Below are 17933 nucleotides of genomic sequence, written 5' to 3' on the forward strand. Positions count from 1 at the left end.
GGCCTACTGGTAGTCGGGGTGCGCCCGGAGCCAGGCCTGGAACTGGTCCACGGCGACGAGGTGCTGGTCGTAGGTGTCCGAGAACACCGTCTCACCGGTCTCCAGGTTCACCGTCACGAAGTAGAGCCACTTGCCCGGCGCCTCGTTCGTGACGGCCTTGATCGCGATGTCACCGGGGTTCGAGATCGGTGCCGGCGGCAGTCCCTCGTGCACGTAGGTGTTGTACGGGTTCGACTCGTCGGCGCGCTCGGCGTCCGTCGTCGTCACGGTGTGCGTGTTGCCCGTGCCGTAGGCGACCGTGGCGTCGGACTGCAGGCGCATGCCCTGGTCGAGCCGGTTCTGGAACACCCGTGCGACCTTCGGGTAGTCGGCGGCGAGGCCGGCTTCCTTCTGCACGAGCGACGCGAACACGATGACGCGCTCCTGGTCGGCCTCCTTGACGCCGGCGGCCGCCAGGTGCTCCTTCATGGTGTCGACCATCGACCCGAAGTACTGCTCCGCGCTCCAGCCCGGGTTGATCGGGTACGTCGCGGGGAACAGCCAGCCCTCGAGCGTCGTCACGCCGGACGGCAGGTCGTACGCGGACAGGTTCTTCGCGGCCTTCGCGACCTCGGTCTTCGTCAGGCCGGCCTTCGAGACCATGCCGGCCTCGATGTCCGCCAGCGCGGTGCCCTCGGGGATCACGATCGAGGCCTGCACGCGGTTGTCCTCGTCCTGCAGCGCCGCCAGCGCCGACTTCGAACTCATCTGCTTCTTCAGCGAGTACGAGCCCGGCTGGAACTGGACGTCGGGTGAGGCCAGCAGCAGCTTGTAGAAGACCTTCGAGTCCTTCACGACGCCGCTGCGCTGCAGCGTCGCGGCGACGTTCTCGCCGATGTCGCCCTGCTTGATCGTGATGGTGACCTTCGCCTTGCCGGTCCCGGTGTAGTCGTCCGGTTCGCTCGACCCGCTGACCGCGGCGACGATCTGCTGGATCTTCGGCGCGGCGAACGCGTACGCGCTCACCCCGCCGGCCACGACCACCGCGACGATCACGATGCCGGCGATGAGCGGCCCGCGTCGGCGCTTCGGGCGCGGTTCGCGCGGCGGCCTGGAGGCTCCACCGCGTCCGCCATGCCCGCCCCGGCCGCCGCCTCCCGCGGCTCCACCGCCGCCGGTGCGCCCGGCGTCGTCGGTACGGTCGGGCCCGTCGGACCCGGCTCCGCCGGCCGTGGCCGCTGACGGCACCTCGCCGGTCAGGAGCGCGGCGACCTCGGGGTGGAGTCCGGGGGCCGCCTGCTGCGGTGACGCGGGCTCCGGTGACGCGGGCTCCGGCGACGCGGGCTCCGGCGCCGGCTGCTCGACCCCCGCGGCGGCGGCGTCGCGACGAGCACGTTCCGCCTCGAGTGCACGGGCCTCGCGGCGGGACATCGGACGGTCCGGCTGCGGGGCCACCCGCACGGAGTCGTCACGGTCATCGGTACCTGCTGCGCGGTCGGAAGTCGTCTTCCGCCGCTCGGCTTCGTTGCCGGGCGCGATGATCGCGTTCCAGTCCAGATCGTCTGCCAACGGTTCTCGGTCTCTCGGTCGGGAACTCCGCCTGGGCACCGTCGTCCTCGGGTGACGGAAGGGCAGCCGGGTCGCGGCGGGTCGCCCTGTCAGGGAAGCGTGGTGCCCGGAGGGGCACCGGCACTGCGTTCGTGGTCGAGCGCGTGTTGCAGAATGATAACAGCGGCCGCTTGGTCGATCACGGAGCGCGACTTCTTCGTGTTCTTGCCGGCCTGGTGCAGACCACGCTGGGCGGTCACGGTGGACAACCGTTCGTCGACCAGCCGGACCGGACGGTGCTCGGCGATCCGGGCCGCGAACGCCCGAGCGTCGTCCGTGGACGGGGTGTCGCCGCCGGACATCGACAAGGGCAGTCCGACGACGAGCTCGAGGGCGTCGTACTCGTCGGCGATCTCGAGGATCCGCTGCAGGTCGGACGGGGCGTCACGACGCACGGTCTCGACCGGCGTCGCCAGCAACCCGTCGCGGTCGCACACGGCGATCCCGATCCGGGCGCGGCCGACGTCCACGCCGAGCCGCCGCCCGGACCGGATCGCCACGCTCAGCCCGCGATCCGGGCGGTCACGGCACGGAGCGCGGCCGGGAGCGCGGCCGGGTCGGTCCCGCCACCCTGCGCCAGGTCCGGCTTGCCGCCGCCGCCACCACCGAGCACGCCGGCGGCCTCCTTGGCGAGCGGACCCGCCTGGACACCGGCGGAGCGCGCCGCGTCGTTGGTCGCCACGATGACGATCGGCTTCCCGCTCACCACGGCGCCGAGCACGACGACGGCAGCGCCGTCACCGAGCTGCGCGCGCACCCCGGTCGCCAGGGAGCGCAGGTCGTCGCCGGACTGCAGGCCGTCGACGGTCTCGGCCACGACCGTGGTCGACCCGACGGTCGTCGCGGTGCGCGCGATCGACGGGACCCGCTGCTGCAGGTTCGCCGACTCGTACTCGGCGATCTTCTTCTGCGCGGTCCGGAGGTCCTCCATGAGCGACTGCACGCGCGTGGGCAGGTCGGCGCGGGGCGCCTTCAACGCGCTGGAGAGCTGCGAGACGATGGTCCGCTCGACCGCGAGGTCGCGGAAGCCCTCGAGCCCGACGAGCGCCTCGACACGGCGGTTGGTCGAGCCGACGCTCGACTCCCCCACCAGGTTGACGAGCCCGATCTGGGCGCTCGACGCGACGTGCGTGCCACCGCAGAGCTCGCGGGACCACGGTCCGCCGATGTCGACCATGCGGACCTCGGCGCCGTACTTCTCGCCGAAGAGCGCCTGTGCGCCGAGTGCCTTCGCCTCGTCGATCGGCATGATGCGGGTCGAGACCTCGAGGTCGGTGCGGATCGCGGTGTTGACGACCTCCTCGATCTCCGAACGGGTCGCGAGCGAGATCGGCTGCGACCACGAGAAGTCGAGGCGCATGTACCCGGACTTGTTGTACGACCCCGCCTGCAGAGCCTCGGGGCCGAGGATGTCGCGGAGCGCGGCGTTCACCAGGTGCGTCGCGGAGTGCGCCTGCGTGGCGCCGCGGCGGTACTCGGCGTCGACGACGGTGCTCGCCGCGTCGCCCACGCCGACCTCACCGGAGCGGACCTGGACGGTGTGGCTCCAGAGGCCGGCGACGGGACGCTGGACGTCGAGGACCTCGAGGTCGAAGCCGTTGCCGACGATCGATCCCTGGTCGGCGTCCTGCCCGCCGGACTCGGCGTACAGCGACGTCTCGCCGAGGATGACCTCGGCGATGTCGCCCGCCACGGCACGGTCCACGCTGACGCCGCCGACGATGATGCCGAGCACGTTCGTCTCGGCTTCGAGCGCGTCGTAGCCGAGGAAGACCGTCTCGCCCTTCGCCCGGAACGCGCTGTACACGCTCAGGTCGGCGATCGCGGTCTTCTTGCTCTTCGCGTCGGCCTTCGCCCGGGCACGCTGCTCGGACATCAGGGTCTCGAACGCGGTCCGGTCGACGTGGACCCCGGCCTCCTCGGCCATCTCCATCGTCAGGTCGATCGGGAACCCGAAGGTGTCGTGCAGCAGGAACGCGGTGTCCCCGCCGATGGACGGTGCACCGTCCTGCTTCGCGCGCTCGACGGCGACGTCGAGGATCGTGGTGCCCTGCGCGAGCGTGCGGAGGAACGTCTCCTCTTCCGCGTAGGCGATCCGCGCGATGCGGTCGTAGTCGGAGGAGACCTCGGGGTAGGCGTCGCGCATCGCGTCGCGGGACGCCGGGAACAGCTCCGGGAAGGTCGCGGTCTCGACGCCGAGCAGGCGCATCGCACGGACCGTGCGGCGCAGCAGACGACGCAGGATGTACCCGCGGCCCTCGTTCGACGGGCTCACGCCGTCGGCGATGAGCATGAGCGCGGACCGCACGTGGTCCGCGATGACGCGCATGCGGACGTCGTCCTCGTGCACGGCGCCGTAGCGGCGGCCGGAGATCTCGGATGCGCGGTCGAGGACCGGGCGGACCTGGTCGATCTCGTACATGTTGTCGACGCCCTGCTTGATGAAGGCGACGCGCTCGAGCCCCATGCCGGTGTCGATGTTCTTGTTCGGCAGCTCGCCGGTGATCTCGAAGTCGTACTTCGAGCGGACGTCCGCGATCTGGTACTGCATGAAGACGAGGTTCCAGATCTCGACGTACCGGTCGTCGTCGGTGGCCGGGCCGCCGTCGATGCCGTACTCGGGCCCGCGGTCGAAGAAGATCTCCGAGCAGGGTCCGGCGGGTCCTGGCTGGCCGGTGGACCAGTAGTTCGTGTCCTTGCCGAGGCGCTGGATGCGCTCTTCGGGCAGGGAGGAGTGCTGCTTCCAGAAGGCGATCGCCTCGTCGTCGTCCTCGTAGACCGTCACCCAGAGGTCGTCGGGCGAGAAGCCGAGTCCGCCGTCGGACTCGGGGTTCGTCAGGAACTCCCAGGCGAACTGGATCGCCTGCTCCTTGAAGTAGTCGCCGAACGAGAAGTTGCCGTTCATCTGGAAGAACGTGCCGTGGCGAGGCGTCTTGCCGACCTCTTCGATGTCGTTCGTGCGGATGCACTTCTGGACGCTCGTGGCACGGGGGTACGGCGCGGGGACGAGCCCGGTCAGGTACGGGATGAACGGCACCATACCGGCGACCGTGAAGAGGAGCGACGGGTCGTCGGAGACGAGGGACGCGGACGGGACGACGGTGTGGCCGCGGTCACCGAAGTACTGGAGCCAACGGCGGCGGATCTCTGCGGTCTGCATGGTGCTTCCTGGGTTCAGCTCGGAGGTGGGAGGTGGAGGCGGGACGACGGTGCGGCCGGACCGCGGTGGAGCTCGACGACTCAGACGTCGGTGCGGAGCTCGGCCCCGCGGGACCGGTACCCGTCGGCGACCGCGCCCGTGAAGGCCTTCGTGCTCGCGTCGACGACGGCGAAGAGCCGTGCGCCTCCGGGGGTCCTGGCGACCTGGTGCGCCACGGCGAACCCGATGACGACGCCGACCGCGACGAAGAACAGCTGCTTCACGGTGCCTCTCCCTCTGTGCACCCTGGCGGTGCATGCCCGGACAAGCTTAGTCGCCGGGCACTTCGGGGCCGGAACGCCGAACGGCGGGCCGTCCTCGAGAGGACGACCCGCCGTTCGGGTGTGATCAGTGGATCAGCGAGCTGCGTAGTACTCGACGACGAGCTGCACTTCACAGGTCACGGGGACCTCGGCGCGCTTCGGGCGACGCACGAGGCGGGCCTGGAGCTTGTCGATCTCGACCTCGAGGTAACCCGGGACCTTCGGCAGGACTTCCTGGTGGCCACCGGCAGCGGCGACCTGGAAGGGCTCCATCGACTCGGACTTCGGCTTGACGTGGATCAGCTGGCCCTCCTTGACGCGGAAGGAGGGGCGGTCCACGAGCTTGCCGTCGACCAGCAGGTGACGGTGCACGATCAGCTGACGGGCCTGCGCGGTGGTGCGGGCGAAGCCGGCACGGACCACGAGGGCGTCGAGGCGCTGCTCGAGGAGCTCGACCAGGTTCTCACCGGTCAGGCCCTTCGTCTTGCGGGCCTCTTCGAAGACGATGCGGAGCTGCTTCTCGCGGATGCCGTACTGGGCGCGCAGACGCTGCTTCTCTCGGAGGCGGACGGCGTAGTCGCTGTCCGCACGACGGCGCGTACGGCCGTGCTCACCGGGGCCGTAGGGGCGCTTCTCGAGGTAACGGGCCGCCTTCGGCGTCAGCGGGATGCCGAGTGCGCGCGAGAGGCGGGTCTTGCTGCGGGTACGTGACTTGGTAGACACAGGGTCCTTTTCTCTGTTCGAACTGAATACTCACCGGAGGCCGGGCACGCGAGTGCTGGTGGCCCCGACGACGGGATCCAGAGGGATGAGCCTGTGGGATCGGACGGCTACAGTCCGAACCTCTGCCCCCGTACCACCGGAGTGGCACTCTGTCCTCGACGCAGCCGTGCTCGAGGACCAGGACGTAGGCCCGGCAATGCTAGCAGGAACTCGACGTTGCTCCTACTGACCGCGCGTGATCTTCCGGAGTCGTTCGAGCCGTGGACCGACCTCGCGCTCGTACCCGTTCGTGGTCGGGGTGTAGTACTCGGTGCCCTCGAGCGCATCGGGCAGGTACTGCTGCTCGGCGACCCCGTGCTCGGCGTCGTGCGAGTAGACGTACCCCTTGCCGTGGCCGAGTCGCTTGGCCCCGGCGTAGTGCGCGTCGCGCAGGTGCATCGGCACGGTGCCCATCCGGCCGGCCTTGACGTCCGCCATCGCTGCGTTCACGCCGTTGTAGGCGGCGTTCGACTTCGGCGCGGTCGCCAGGTACACCACTGCCTCGGCCAGGGGGATGCGCCCCTCGGGCATCCCGATGAGCTGCACGGCCTGCGCCGCCGCGACGGCGATGGGGAGCGCCTGCGGGTCGGCCATGCCGATGTCCTCGGACGCCGAGATGATGATCCGGCGCGCGATGAACCGCGAGTCCTCGCCCGCCTCGATCATCCGCGCGAGGTAGTGCAGTGCGGCGTCGACGTCGCTCCCCCGCACCGACTTGATGAAGGCGCTGATGACGTCGTAGTGCTCGTCACCCTGTCGGTCGTACCGCAGCAGCGCACGGTCGACGGCCGCGGCGACGGTGTCCGCGTCGACGACCGGCACGGTGTCGTCCTCGTCGTCCTGGGCCGCGGTGGCCGACGCCGCAGCCGCCTCGAGCGCGGTGAGGGCGCGTCGGGCGTCACCGGAGGCCAACCGGACGATGGCCCCGCGTGCTTCGTCACCGAGGACGACCGCACCACCGAGACCGCGTGGGTCCTCCACCGCACGGTCGACGAGCATGCCGAGGTCGGCGTCGGTGAGCGGCTTGAGCGTCAGGAGCAGGGACCGGGACAGGAGCGGGGAGATGACCGAGAACGACGGGTTCTCGGTGGTGGCCGCGATGAGGATCACCCACCCGTTCTCGACACCGGGCAGCAGGGCGTCCTGCTGTGCCTTGCTGAACCGGTGGATCTCGTCGAGGAACAGCACCGTCGTGGAGCCGTAGAGGTCGCGGTGGGTGAGGGCCTTCTCCATGACCTCGCGCACGTCCTTGACGCCGGCGGTCACCGCGGAGAGCTCGACGAACTCGCGCCCCGACTGACGGGCGATGGCCTGCGCCAACGTCGTCTTGCCGGTGCCGGGAGGACCCCAGAGGATGACCGAGACGCCACCCGGGTTGTCGCGGGTGCCGGTGGCGAGCTGCACGAGCGGTGAACCGCGACCGAGCAGGTGCTGCTGGCCCGCGACCTCGTCGAGACTGGTGGGGCGCATCCGGACCGCGAGCGGGACGGACCCCTGCGCGAGCCCGGCGCGACCGCCCGTCGTGGGCGCACGCATGCTCGAACGGTCCGCTGCCATGCAGCAATCGTAGGCCGACCCGCTGACAGCCCCGCGCCTCCCGGGCCGTTGACGGTGACGACTCGGATACGCTCGTCGCACACTGCGACGAGAGGGCAGAACAGCACCGTGGCACCGAAGAACCCAGCGCGCGACAACCGCGAGGCGCGCGAGCGCCTCCGTCTCTACCAGGCCCGCCAGGGGCTCCACGCCCGGCAGCGCCGCCGGCGGGTGCGTGACAACCTCGTCGGCGCCGGTGCGCTCGTGCTGGTCGCCGCACTGGCCACCGGGTCGCAGCTCGCCTTCGCGGGCTCGCAGGGGAACGGGTCGGCGGACGCCAGTGCGAGCGCCACGGCCACACCGACGCCTTCGGCGAGTGCCACGGCGGCGAACACGGGCGACGTGCCGAGCAAGGAGATCGCGAAGGGCGCGACCTGGACGGGGTCGCTGACGCTCAACGGGTCGATCGACCTCGGCATCGAGCTCGACGGCGCGAAGGCCCCGCAGGCGGCGAGCGTCGAGATCTCGTTGATCAAGGAGCAGTTCTACAACGGCACCACCTGCCACCGGCTGGCCGACAGTGACGGGCTGAAGTTCCTGCAGTGCGGTTCGGCGAACGGTGACGGCACGGGCGACGCCGGGTTCGAGTACGGCCCGCTCGAGAACGTGCCGGAGGACGGCCTCTACGACGAGGGCACCATCGCGATCGCGCGGTCGAGCTCGCCGTACTCGCAGTCGACGCAGTTCTTCATCGTCTACGGCGACACCACGCTCGACGGCTCCACCGGCGGCTACACGGTCGTCGGGAAGGTCACGAGCGGCCTGTCCCAACTCGAGTCGAAGATCGCGGACAAGGGCATCGCATCACCCGGTGACGACGGCACCGGCGAGCCGAAGGTGGCGACGAAGATCACCGACGCGACCATCGCGCAGGAGAAGTAGTCCACAAGCCGACGCGCACAGCGGGCCGCGGAGCCCGTCCGTGCAATAGGCTGACGACCTGACCGTGCCGACGGTGACGTCGGCGATGCACGACCACGATCGAGGCGAGACCTGTGGGATCTGACGAAGCAACGACCTGGGGGCGGGTCGACGAGAACGGGACCGTGTACGTCCGGTACGAAGAGACCGAACGTGCTGTCGGTGAGTACCCGGACGCCACCCCCGAAGAAGCCCTCGCCTACTTCGCGCGGAAGTACGCCGACCTCGAGGGGCAGGTGAAGATCGCCGAGCAGCGCGTCCAGCGTGGTGCGTCGGCGAACGACGTCGCCCGGACGGTCGAGCACCTGACGACCCTGGTGGCCGAAGCCCGCGTCGTCGGCGACATCAAGTCGCTCGAGACCCGCGTGGGTGCGCTCACCGAGCAGCTCGGCTCGCTCACCAAGGAGCAGGCGGAGCAGGCGCAGCAGGCGCTGAACGACGCCCTGGCACACCGCGCCGCCCTGGTCGAAGAGGCCGAGGCGCTCGCGGCGGTCGACCCGGCGCGCGCGCAGTGGAAGCAGATCACGGCGCAGCTCGACGACGTGTTCGCCCGGTGGCAGCAGCACCAGCACGACGGGCCGCGCATCCCCAAGAACGAGGCGAACGAACTCTGGAAGCGGTTCCGCGCAGCGCGGTCCACCGTCGACCAGCACCGCCGCGCGTTCTACTCCGAGCTCGACGCGCAGCACCGCGACGCCCGCACCCGCAAGCAGGAGCTCGTGTCGCAGGCCGAGGCACTCGCGTCACGCGGGTCCGACGCGATCCCGGACTACCGTCAGCTCCTCGACGACTGGAAGAACGCCGGGCGCGCCGGCAAGCGCCACGACGACGCCCTCTGGGCGCGGTTCAAGGCCGCCGGCGACGTCCTGTTCGAGCAGCGCCACGCCGAGAGCGCAGCCGAGGACGAAGAGTTCTCCGGCAACCTCGAGGCGAAGCAGGCCCTGCTCACCGAGGCCGAGCCGCTGCTCACGGCGACCGACCGCGTCGCCGCCCGCAAGACCCTGACCGGCATCCAGCGGCGCTGGGACGAGATCGGCAAGGTCCCCCGCGGGGACGTCCGCCGCATCGAGGACCGCCTGCGGGCGATCGAGGACCACGTGCGTGGGCTCGAGGACGCGCACTGGAAGGAGTCCAACCCGGAGCGCAAGGCCCGGCAGACCGGACTCGCGAGCCAGCTCGAGGACGCCATCGGCAAGCTCGAGTCCGAGCTCGCCGACGCGCAGGCCTCCGGTGACGCACGCAAGATCAAGGACGCGCAGGAAGCACTCGACGCCCGCAAGATCTGGCTCGACGCCCTCGGCAGCTGATCGACGGACGACGACGCCCCCGTGACCGATCGGTCACGGGGGCGTCGGCGCGTGGCGTGGAGTCGCGGCGCGTGGCGTCGCAGGTCAGACCGGCGTGGGCAGGCCCAGCAGCAACCGGATGTCGAGGTCGTCCTGGCGCATCTGCGTGGCGAGCTCGTCCATCGAGTCGAACTTCACCATGCCGCGCACGTAGGACACGAACAGCACGGAGATGCGGTCCCCGTACAGGTCGAGGTCGACGTCGAGCAGGTGCGCCTCGATCTGCTTGGCCGGCACGCCCTCGAACGTCGGGTTGTTGCCGACCGAGACGGCCGCCGGGTACACCGTGCCGTCGTGCAGCACCCGGGCGGCGTAGACGCCGTCGGCCGGCGCGAAGCCCTCGAAGGCCTGGTCGAGGTTCGCCGTCGGGTACCCCATCGCCCGGCCCCGCTGGTTGCCGTGTACGACGGTGCTGCGGACCGCGTGCTCACGACCGAGCAGCCGAGCGGCCTCGGCCACCCGCCCTTCGCCGAGGAGCTCGCGGATCCACGTCGACGAGACGCGTCGCTCGCCGTCGGGTCGGACATCGTCCACCAGGTCGACGTCGTCGATGAGCTCGACCGTGAAGCCGTGCTGCTCCCCCAGGGCGCGCAACAGGGTGACGTCGCCGGCGCCCTTGGCCCCGAAGCGGAAGTCGCTGCCGACGAAGACGAGCCGGGCGTGCAGGGTGTCGACGAGGATCTCGGACACGAACGCCTCGGGCGACTTCGACTGCAGTTGCTCGTCGAAGCGGAGCAGGAGGGTGGCGTCGACACCGGCGTCGTCGAGGAGCTCGCGCCGCTGCGCCGTGCTCGTGAGCGCCGGCGGGACGTGCTGCGGGTCGATGACGTTGAGCGGGTGCCGGTCGAACGTCACCACGGTGGCGACCAGGCCCTGCTCGTGGGCGGCGCGCTCGAGGTGCGCGATCACCGCGCGGTGCCCGACGTGCACACCGTCGAACTTGCCGATCGTGACGGCGCTCGGGCCGAAGCCCTCTGCCACGTCGGCGATGTCGTCGTAGAACTGCACGGCTGCTCCTACTCGCCCACGGGGGCGGTGGTCGATGCGGCCACCGGCTCGGCCGACGCGGTGCGGTGGTGCTTGCGGAGCCACCAGAGACCGGCGATCGGCAGCACCAGCGGTGCGAAGGCGTAGCCCATGCCGTAGTACGACCAGATCGTGTCGTCGGGGAAGAGCTGCCGGTCGAAGAGCGACAACGTGCCGATGACGAGCACACCGGTCATCTCGAACACGATCGTCACGCAGGCCACCCGGTACCAGGAGCGTCCGGGCACGATCAGGGCGATCATCGCCACGATGTACACGACGGCGGCGATGGCGCTCACCGTGTAGGCGAACGGCGCGAACGAGAACTTCTCGATGATCTGGACGACGCTCCGGCCCGTCGCCGCCAGGGCGAGGATGCCGTACACGGCGATGAGGACGCGGCCGATGCCGGTCGCGAGTGAGGATCTGGTCGCCATTGCACCGATTCTACCGACGTGCGGGGACCACCATGACGCTCGGGGTCAGTTCAGGGCGAACCAGATCTGGTACATCCGGTAGACCATGACCGCGACGGTGAACGCACCGGCGCCGAGGACGACGGTGCTCCACTTCGTGCGGTCCACGAGCGCCCAGACGATGGCAGCCGGCGGCACCAGGAGCACCGACACCGCGTACACCCCGAACTCGAGGGCATTGCCGTCCGGCGGGCTGCCCGTCGCGGGGAGCACGATCGAGATGACGCCCTGCGCCAGGAGCAGGACCTCGATGAGCGCGAGGGACCCGACGGTGCAGTCGTTGGGCTTCCAGCCGATGAACCCGACCACGACGGCGAACAGACCGGCCAGGACGGCGACGACGAGCTGGACCCACATGAACCACTCGATCACGCGTGCGCCCCGTTCTGCGGAGCCGGCGCAGGAGCGGCAGCCGGCGCCGGGAAGTTCGTGATGACCCGGAGCAGTCCGCGCCGGACCGAGACCAGTCCGACGAGGCGGTCGTCGTCGGCGGCCACCGCGGCCACCGGGTCGTCCGAGTCCGGGTGGTCGGCCGCGACGCGCTTGCCGTCCGTCAGGTCCTTCGCCGCGGCCGCGTCGAGCGACACCGAGGAGAACAGGCGACGCGCCACGTCGGCCGGACGCGCGAGCGCAGCGCGGACGTCGACCGCGTCGTCCTCGAGGTCGATCGCGTCGGCCACGTCGAACGGACCGACCTGGGTGCGGCGGAGCGCGGTGAGGTGGGCACCGGTGCCGAGGGTCGCGCCGACGTCGCGCGCGAGGGCCCGGACGTACGTGCCGGACGAGCAGGTCACGACGACGTCGAGGTCGACGACCGGCACCTCGGCGCCGTCGACCGTGACGGTGCGGTCGTTCCGGCCGGTGACGTCGAACCGCGAGACGGTGACCGTGCGGGACTGCAGCTCGACGGTCTCGCCCTTGCGCGCGAGGTCGTACGCACGGCGCCCGTCGACCTTGATCGCGCTGACGGTGGAGGGGACCTGGTCGATCTGGCCGCGCTGCTGGGCGACGGCACGTTCGACGGCTTCGTCCGTGACGTCCGCGGCAGCGACGCCGGTCGCGGCGGTCGGGGTGCCGTCGGCATCGTCGGAGTCCGTGGACACGCCGAGCCGGATGGTGGCGGTGTAGGTCTTGCCGAGGCCGACCAGGTGGGTGAGCAGCCGCGTGGAGTGCCCGATGCCCAGGAGCAGCAGCCCGGTCGCCATCGGGTCGAGGGTCCCCGCGTGCCCGACCTTCTTCAGACCGAGGCGGCGACGGGCGATCGACACGACGCGGTGGCTGGAGATCCCCTGCGGTTTGTCGACGAGGAGGATGCCGTCCGGCACGGTTTCGAGCACCAGAGGAGATTACCAGCGCCGGTCAGCAGGCGTCGTTCCACTCGCGACGGGGGTGCTCGGGATCGGTGACGTCGAGGACGGCGGAGGCGGCGATCTTGACGTCCGCCCGGCGTTCCAGCCGACCCGCTTCCTGCTCGACCCACAGCGACCAGCGCCAGAGACCGCGGACACCGGGAGCCAACAGGCCGTGCCCGTGCACGACCAGCACGCCGTCCCCGGCACCGGTGGTGCGGAACGGGGTCACCACCTCGGCGCGCAGCGTGTCGGGGTCGCTGGACGGCGCGGCGGCGGCCATCGCGGACACCCCGTGCTGCTGGAACCCGGCCACCAGCGCGGCGGCGACGTGTTCGAGATCGGTGCCGTCCTGACCGTCGAGGCCGATCACGGTTCGGTTCGTGCCGACCTGCGCGATCGCCTCCGCAGCGATCGCGGCCATCGTGTCGGTCTCTTCGGGTGCCCAGCGTGCCATGCGTCCACCGTAGGCTGTCGTGGTGAACGCGAGTCGGGCCTCCAGACAGAATGTGGACAACCCGGCGACGCGAGACGGCCTGCGGGACCGACCCGACATCGCGACCCCGCTCGTCGCGTGGTTCCGACAGGAGGCCCGCGACCTGCCGTGGCGTCGCCCCGGCTTCCCCGCCTGGGGCACCCTGGTCAGCGAGATCATGCTGCAGCAGACGCAGGTGGCGCGCGTCGTCCCCCGACTGGAGGCGTGGCTCACCCGCTGGCCGACGCCTGCGGACCTCGCGGCGTCACCCCCGGCGGATGCGGTGCGCGCCTGGGACCGGCTCGGCTACCCGAGACGCGCGCTCGCGCTGCACGCAGCCGCGACCGTGATAGCGAACGAGCACGGCAACGTCGTGCCGCGGGACGTCGATGCGCTGCTCGCACTGCCCGGCATCGGCGACTACACGGCACGCGCCGTGGCGGTGTTCGCGTACGGCGACCGGCACCCGGTCGTGGACGTCAACGTGCGGCGGGTGCTCAAGCGCGCGCTCCTCGGCCAGGGCGAACCCGGGCCGGCGAAGGCGAAGGACGACCTGCCGCTGATGGAGTCCGTGCTGCCCGCCGACCGCGACGACGCCGCTGCGACGAACGCTGCGGTGATGGAACTCGGTGCGCTCGTCTGCGTCTCCCGCTCCCCCGCGTGTGACGCCTGCCCGATCGCCGACCGCTGCGCCTGGCGAGCCGCCGGCTACCCCGACCACGACGGGCCGCGTGCCCCGAAGCAGGCGAAGTTCGCCGGCAGCGACAGGCAGGTGCGCGGCCTCGTCATGGCCGAGCTGCGGGCGAGCGACGTGCCGGTCGCCCGGTCCGAGATCGAACTGGTCTGGCCGGACGCCGAGCAGCGGGGCCGGGCGCTCGCGTCGCTGCTGCGCGACGGGCTGGCGGTCGGAGACGACACCACCGGGTACCGGCTGCCGGACGCCTGACGCACGACCGCCCGGCCACAGTCGCCGGACGCACGAACGCCCCGCTGCACGCGGTGCAGCGGGGCGTTCGGACACGCACTGACTAGGCCCGCTCGGCGTCCTGCTCGTCGTCGGACTCGTCGTCCTCGTCCTCGTCACGCTTGTACGGGTCGGCGTCGCCGGCGTACGTCGCGCCGACCGAGGCGGCACGCACCTGCTCGTCACGCACCTGGGCCTGCACGAGCAGGTCCTCCATGTGCGCCGATGTCTCCGGCAGCGCGTCGGCGATGAACTCGAGCGACGGGGTGAGCCGCGCCGTGATGTTCTTGCCGACCTCGGAGCGGAGCATGCCGGTCGCCGCCTTGAGCGCGGCAGCGGAGTCGGCGCGTTCCTCGTCAGTGCCGTACACGGTGTAGAAGACCGATGCGTGCTGCAGGTCTCCGGTCACGCGGACGTCGGTGATCGTCACGAACCCGAGACGAGGGTCGCGCAGACCCTTGTCGAGACGGCGTGCGACGACTTCCTTGATGCGGTCCGCCATCTTGCGTGCGCGCTGCGGATCGGCCATGGGTGCCTCCTGAGGCAGTGGCGGGACGGTTCCCGCCGGTGGTTCTGCGTGGAAAGGGGTCGGGCCCCGACCTCCCGGAACGGGAGGCCGGGGCCCATCTGGACCCGCACCTCCCGCACGGGGAGGCCGGGGCCCAGGGTGGTCACACGATCAGTCGCGCGGCTTCTCGACGAGCTCGGTGGTCTCGATCTCGTCACCGATCTGGATGTCGTTGAACTTGCCCAGACCGATACCGGCCTCGAAGTCCGTGCGGACCTCGGTGACGTCGTCCTTGAAGCGACGGAGCGACTCGATCGCCAGTCCGTCGGCCAGGACCACACCGTCACGGATGACGCGCGCCTTGGCGTTGCGCGTGATCGTGCCGGAGCGGACGATGACACCCGCGATGTTGCCGAACTTCGAGGAGCGGAAGACCTCTCGGATCTCGGCGACACCGGACTGGACCTCTTCGTACTCGGGCTTGAGCATGCCCTTGAGGGACTGCTCGATGTCGTCGAGTGCGTTGTAGATGACCGAGTAGAAGCGCACGTCGATGCCTTCGCGCGCCGCACGCTCACGGGCCTTGACGTCCGGACGGACGTTGAAGCCGACCACGATGGCGTTGTCGATCGTGGCGAGGTCGATGTCCGACTCCGTGATCGCACCGACACCGCGGTGGAGGATGCGGAGCTGGACGCTGTCGTCGACCTCGATGTCCAGGAGCGACTGCTCGAGTGCCTCGACGGCACCGGAGACGTCACCCTTGATGATGAGGTTGAGCGAGTCGACCTTGCCCTCTTCGAGTGCACGGGTGAAGTCCTCGAGCGAGATGCGCTTGCGGGCCTTGGCCAGCTGGGCGTTGCGCTCGGCGGCCTCACGCTTCTCGGCGATCTGACGTGCCGTGCGGTCCTCTTCGGTGACGAGGAACGTGTCGCCGGCGCGGGGCACCGAGGACAGACCCTGCACCTGGACCGGGCGGCTCGGCGTCGCGGCCTTGACCGCGACACCGTTCTCGTCGGTCATCGCACGGACTCGGCCGTAGGCCGTGCCCGCCACGATGGCGTCGCCGACGTGCAGCGTTCCGGACTGGATGAGGACGGTCGCCACCGCACCACGGCCCTTGTCGAGCCGTGCTTCGATCGCGACGCCGCGGGCGTCCTTGTCGGGGTTCGCACGCAGGTCGAGCCCGGCGTCAGCGGTGAGCAGCACGGCGTCCAGGAGCTCCTGGATGCCGATGTTCTGCCGAGCCGAGACGTCGACGAACATGACGTCTCCGCCGTACTCCTCCGCCACCAGGTTGTACTCGGTGAGCTGCTGGCGGACCTTGGCCGGGTTCGCGCCTTCTTTGTCGATCTTGTTCACCGCGACCACGATCGGCACGTTGGCCGACTGCGCGTGGTTCAGCGCCTCGATCGTCTGGGGCATGATGCCGTCGTCCGCCGCGACCACGAGGATCGCGATGTCGGTGACCTGCGCACCACGAGCACGCATGGCCGTGAAGGCCTCGTGACCCGGGGTGTCGATGAACGTGATCGGACGCTCGATGCCCTCGTGCTCGGTGACGATCTGGTACGCACCGATGTGCTGGGTGATGCCACCGGCTTCACCCTCGACGACCTTCGAGTTCCGGATCGCGTCGAGCAGTCGCGTCTTACCGTGGTCGACGTGACCCATGACGGTCACGACGGGGGGACGGACCTGCAGGACGGAGTCGTCCTCGTCGGCGTACTCGGCATCGATGTCGATGTCGAAGCCCTCGAGGAGCTCCTTGTCCTCGTCCTCGGGCGAGACGATCTGGATCTTGTAGCCCAGCTCGTCACCGAGGACCTCGAACGTGGCCTCGTCCAGCGACTCGGTCGCGGTCGCCATCTCACCGAGGTGGAACAGCACCGTGACCAGGTTGCCGGGCATGGCGTCGATCTTGTCCGCGAAGTCCGAGATGCTCGCACCGCGACGGAGTCGGACGACCGTGTTGCCGTCACCACGAGGGACCTGCACACCGCCGAGCGACGGGGCCTGACGCATCTCGTACTCGGCGCGCTTCGTCCGCTTCGACTTGCGGGCACGGCTCTTGCCGCCACCGCGACCGAACGCACCAGCGGTACCGCCACCGGGGCCACGACCACGGCCACCGCCACCGGCGGGACGCGGGCCGCTGAAGGCCGGACGCGGGAAGCCGCCACCAGCACCGCCGCCGGCACCCGGACGGGCGCCACCGGGGCCGCCACGACCGCCACCCTGACCCGGGCGCTGCCCGAAGCCGTTGGGACGGTTCGCCTGACCGGGTCCACCCGGACGCGGTGCACCCGGACGCGGGACGCCGGGACGCGGGGGCTGCGGACGCGGGATGCCCGCTCCGCCGGCACCAGCGGCAGGGCGCTGGCCCATGCCCTGGTTCGAGGCGAACGGGTTGTTGCCGGGGCGCGGCGGGCGCGAGCCCATGCCCTGGTTCGACGCGTAGGGGTTGTTGCCCGGACGGGCTCCGGGCTTGGGGCCACCGGGCTTCGGACCGGCAGCGGCGGGCTTGGCACTCGAGCCGGGCTTCACCGCGTCGGTCTTCGGCTCGTCACCGGCGGACTCGGCCGGCTGCGTGGCGGCCTGCTGCTCGGCGGCGGCCTTCTCGGCACGGGCCTTCTGTGCGGCCTCGGCCTCAGCCTGTCGCTGGGCGACGGACTTCGGTGCTGCCGGGGTCGGGACGTCCTCGGCAGCAGGTGCTGCCTGGACCTCGGGCTCGGGAGCGGGTGCCGGACGGACCGGGCCGGGGCGCGGGCCACCGGGCTTCGGCGCGCCGGACCCGGGCGTGCTGCTCTTCGCCGGCGTGCTCGGCGCGGGGGCCGAGGCTGCGGGCTTGGACGCCGGGACGCCGTCCGCCTGCAGGGCGGCACGGAGCTTCCGGGCGACGGGGGGCTCGATGCTCGAGCTGGCACCCCGGACGAACTCTCCGAGCTCCTTGAGCTTCTCGAGTGCGGTCTTGCTGTCGACGCCGAGTTCGCTTGCGATCTCGTGTACGCGTGGTTTAGCCACTGTTCTCCTTCACGGGTCCCACCCCGTAAAGGGCAGGACTCAATGGATGACGGGTCTCATTTCGAGCCGCTCATCAGTTGTCCATAAGCCGTTCAGCCTGTTCTGTCATGTCCGGGCGCTCGGTCGACTCCTGTGGGAGACCGACGATGTGGTCGAGCACCGCGGACGTGTCGGGATCGCGATCCAACCGGAGCGCACGGCGGAAAGCCCTGCGCTTGACGGCCAGATCGTAGGCATCGACGGTCGGTGTGAGCCATGCTCCCCGGCCCGGCATGACTGCCTTCGGATCCGCCACGACGCGGCCATCGCTCAGGGCGACGACTCGGAGGAGTGAGGATCGGGAAGCGCGACGACGACTGCCGATGCACGTTCTGACGGGAACCACTCTACTCCTTGCCTCGGACGTGCGCGATCCGGCGCGCCCTTCTGGGCACGCC

Annotated in this window: 17 protein-coding genes; 3 read left to right on the forward strand and 14 right to left on the reverse strand. The window is 70.6% G+C overall.

Annotated features, from left to right (window positions below):
* Window positions 1-3: 3 nt before the first annotated feature.
* The 6 genes from mltG to KZI27_RS12050 form a co-directional block, all read right to left on the reverse strand.
* Window positions 4-1548, reverse strand: coding sequence for an endolytic transglycosylase MltG (mltG, locus tag KZI27_RS12025; RefSeq protein WP_261783883.1), 1545 nt, complete (start codon window positions 1546-1548; stop codon window positions 4-6).
* 89 nt (window positions 1549-1637) lie between these two features.
* Window positions 1638-2081 (reverse strand): Holliday junction resolvase RuvX, encoded by a 444-nt coding sequence (ruvX, locus tag KZI27_RS12030; protein WP_222661356.1) that lies wholly within the window; start codon window positions 2079-2081, stop codon window positions 1638-1640.
* Window positions 2082-2089: 8 nt separating this feature from the next.
* A complete protein-coding gene (gene alaS / locus KZI27_RS12035; RefSeq protein ID WP_222657817.1) occupies window positions 2090-4747 on the reverse strand; it encodes an alanine--tRNA ligase in 2658 nt (885 codons plus the stop codon).
* An 80-nt stretch (window positions 4748-4827) separates the two neighbouring features.
* A complete protein-coding gene (locus KZI27_RS12040) occupies window positions 4828-5010 on the reverse strand; it encodes a hypothetical protein (RefSeq protein WP_111083901.1) in 183 nt (60 codons plus the stop codon).
* 132 nt (window positions 5011-5142) lie between these two features.
* Window positions 5143-5772: a 30S ribosomal protein S4 gene (gene rpsD / locus KZI27_RS12045; RefSeq protein WP_111083900.1), complete on the reverse strand. Its 630-nt coding sequence runs from the start codon at window positions 5770-5772 to the stop codon at window positions 5143-5145.
* 222 nt (window positions 5773-5994) lie between these two features.
* On the reverse strand, window positions 5995-7368 hold the full coding sequence (locus KZI27_RS12050) for a replication-associated recombination protein A (RefSeq protein ID WP_410003999.1): 1374 nt from the start codon (window positions 7366-7368) through the stop codon (window positions 5995-5997).
* A gap of 108 nt (window positions 7369-7476) precedes the next feature.
* Here KZI27_RS12050 and KZI27_RS12055 point away from each other — a divergent pair, with 108 nt between their 5' ends.
* Both KZI27_RS12055 and KZI27_RS12060 read left to right on the forward strand, forming a co-directional pair.
* Window positions 7477-8289, forward strand: coding sequence for a peptidylprolyl isomerase (locus KZI27_RS12055; protein ID WP_222657818.1), 813 nt, complete (start codon window positions 7477-7479; stop codon window positions 8287-8289).
* A 113-nt stretch (window positions 8290-8402) separates the two neighbouring features.
* Window positions 8403-9635: a DUF349 domain-containing protein gene (locus KZI27_RS12060; protein WP_222657819.1), complete on the forward strand. Its 1233-nt coding sequence runs from the start codon at window positions 8403-8405 to the stop codon at window positions 9633-9635.
* 84 nt (window positions 9636-9719) lie between these two features.
* Here KZI27_RS12060 and KZI27_RS12065 read toward each other — a convergent pair whose 3' ends face one another.
* From KZI27_RS12065 to KZI27_RS12085, 5 genes are read right to left on the reverse strand one after another with little or no spacing between them, the layout of a single operon-like run.
* Window positions 9720-10682: a bifunctional riboflavin kinase/FAD synthetase gene (locus tag KZI27_RS12065; protein WP_222657820.1), complete on the reverse strand. Its 963-nt coding sequence runs from the start codon at window positions 10680-10682 to the stop codon at window positions 9720-9722.
* A gap of 8 nt (window positions 10683-10690) precedes the next feature.
* Window positions 10691-11137 (reverse strand): hypothetical protein, encoded by a 447-nt coding sequence (locus KZI27_RS12070; RefSeq protein ID WP_123312425.1) that lies wholly within the window; start codon window positions 11135-11137, stop codon window positions 10691-10693.
* A gap of 45 nt (window positions 11138-11182) precedes the next feature.
* Window positions 11183-11548 (reverse strand): hypothetical protein, encoded by a 366-nt coding sequence (locus KZI27_RS12075; RefSeq protein WP_222657821.1) that lies wholly within the window; start codon window positions 11546-11548, stop codon window positions 11183-11185.
* The gene (truB, locus tag KZI27_RS12080; protein ID WP_222657822.1) at window positions 11545-12513 is read right to left on the reverse strand and encodes a tRNA pseudouridine(55) synthase TruB; all 969 of its coding nucleotides are present in this window, start codon (window positions 12511-12513) and stop codon (window positions 11545-11547) included. The genes KZI27_RS12075 and truB overlap by 4 nt, the downstream gene beginning before the upstream one ends.
* 22 nt (window positions 12514-12535) lie before the next feature.
* Complete coding sequence (locus tag KZI27_RS12085; protein ID WP_222657823.1) at window positions 12536-12982, reverse strand: hypothetical protein; 447 nt, start codon at window positions 12980-12982, stop codon at window positions 12536-12538.
* Window positions 12983-13061: 79 nt separating this feature from the next.
* On the opposite strand from KZI27_RS12085, the gene KZI27_RS12090 reads away from it, so the two are divergent.
* A complete protein-coding gene (locus tag KZI27_RS12090; RefSeq protein ID WP_222661359.1) occupies window positions 13062-13946 on the forward strand; it encodes an A/G-specific adenine glycosylase in 885 nt (294 codons plus the stop codon).
* A gap of 82 nt (window positions 13947-14028) precedes the next feature.
* Here the strand turns inward: KZI27_RS12090 and rbfA are convergent, their stop codons facing one another.
* From rbfA to KZI27_RS12105, 3 genes are all read right to left on the reverse strand, one after another.
* Window positions 14029-14493 (reverse strand): 30S ribosome-binding factor RbfA, encoded by a 465-nt coding sequence (gene rbfA, locus KZI27_RS12095; protein WP_123312419.1) that lies wholly within the window; start codon window positions 14491-14493, stop codon window positions 14029-14031.
* 150 nt (window positions 14494-14643) lie between these two features.
* Window positions 14644-17496: a translation initiation factor IF-2 gene (gene infB / locus KZI27_RS12100; protein WP_222657824.1), complete on the reverse strand. Its 2853-nt coding sequence runs from the start codon at window positions 17494-17496 to the stop codon at window positions 14644-14646.
* A gap of 73 nt (window positions 17497-17569) precedes the next feature.
* The gene (locus tag KZI27_RS12105) at window positions 17570-17881 is read right to left on the reverse strand and encodes a YlxR family protein (protein WP_221180542.1); all 312 of its coding nucleotides are present in this window, start codon (window positions 17879-17881) and stop codon (window positions 17570-17572) included.
* Between the last annotated feature and the right edge of the window lie 52 nt (window positions 17882-17933).

The organism is Curtobacterium sp. TC1 (assembly GCF_019844075.1).
GTDB lineage: Bacteria > Actinomycetota > Actinomycetes > Actinomycetales > Microbacteriaceae > Curtobacterium.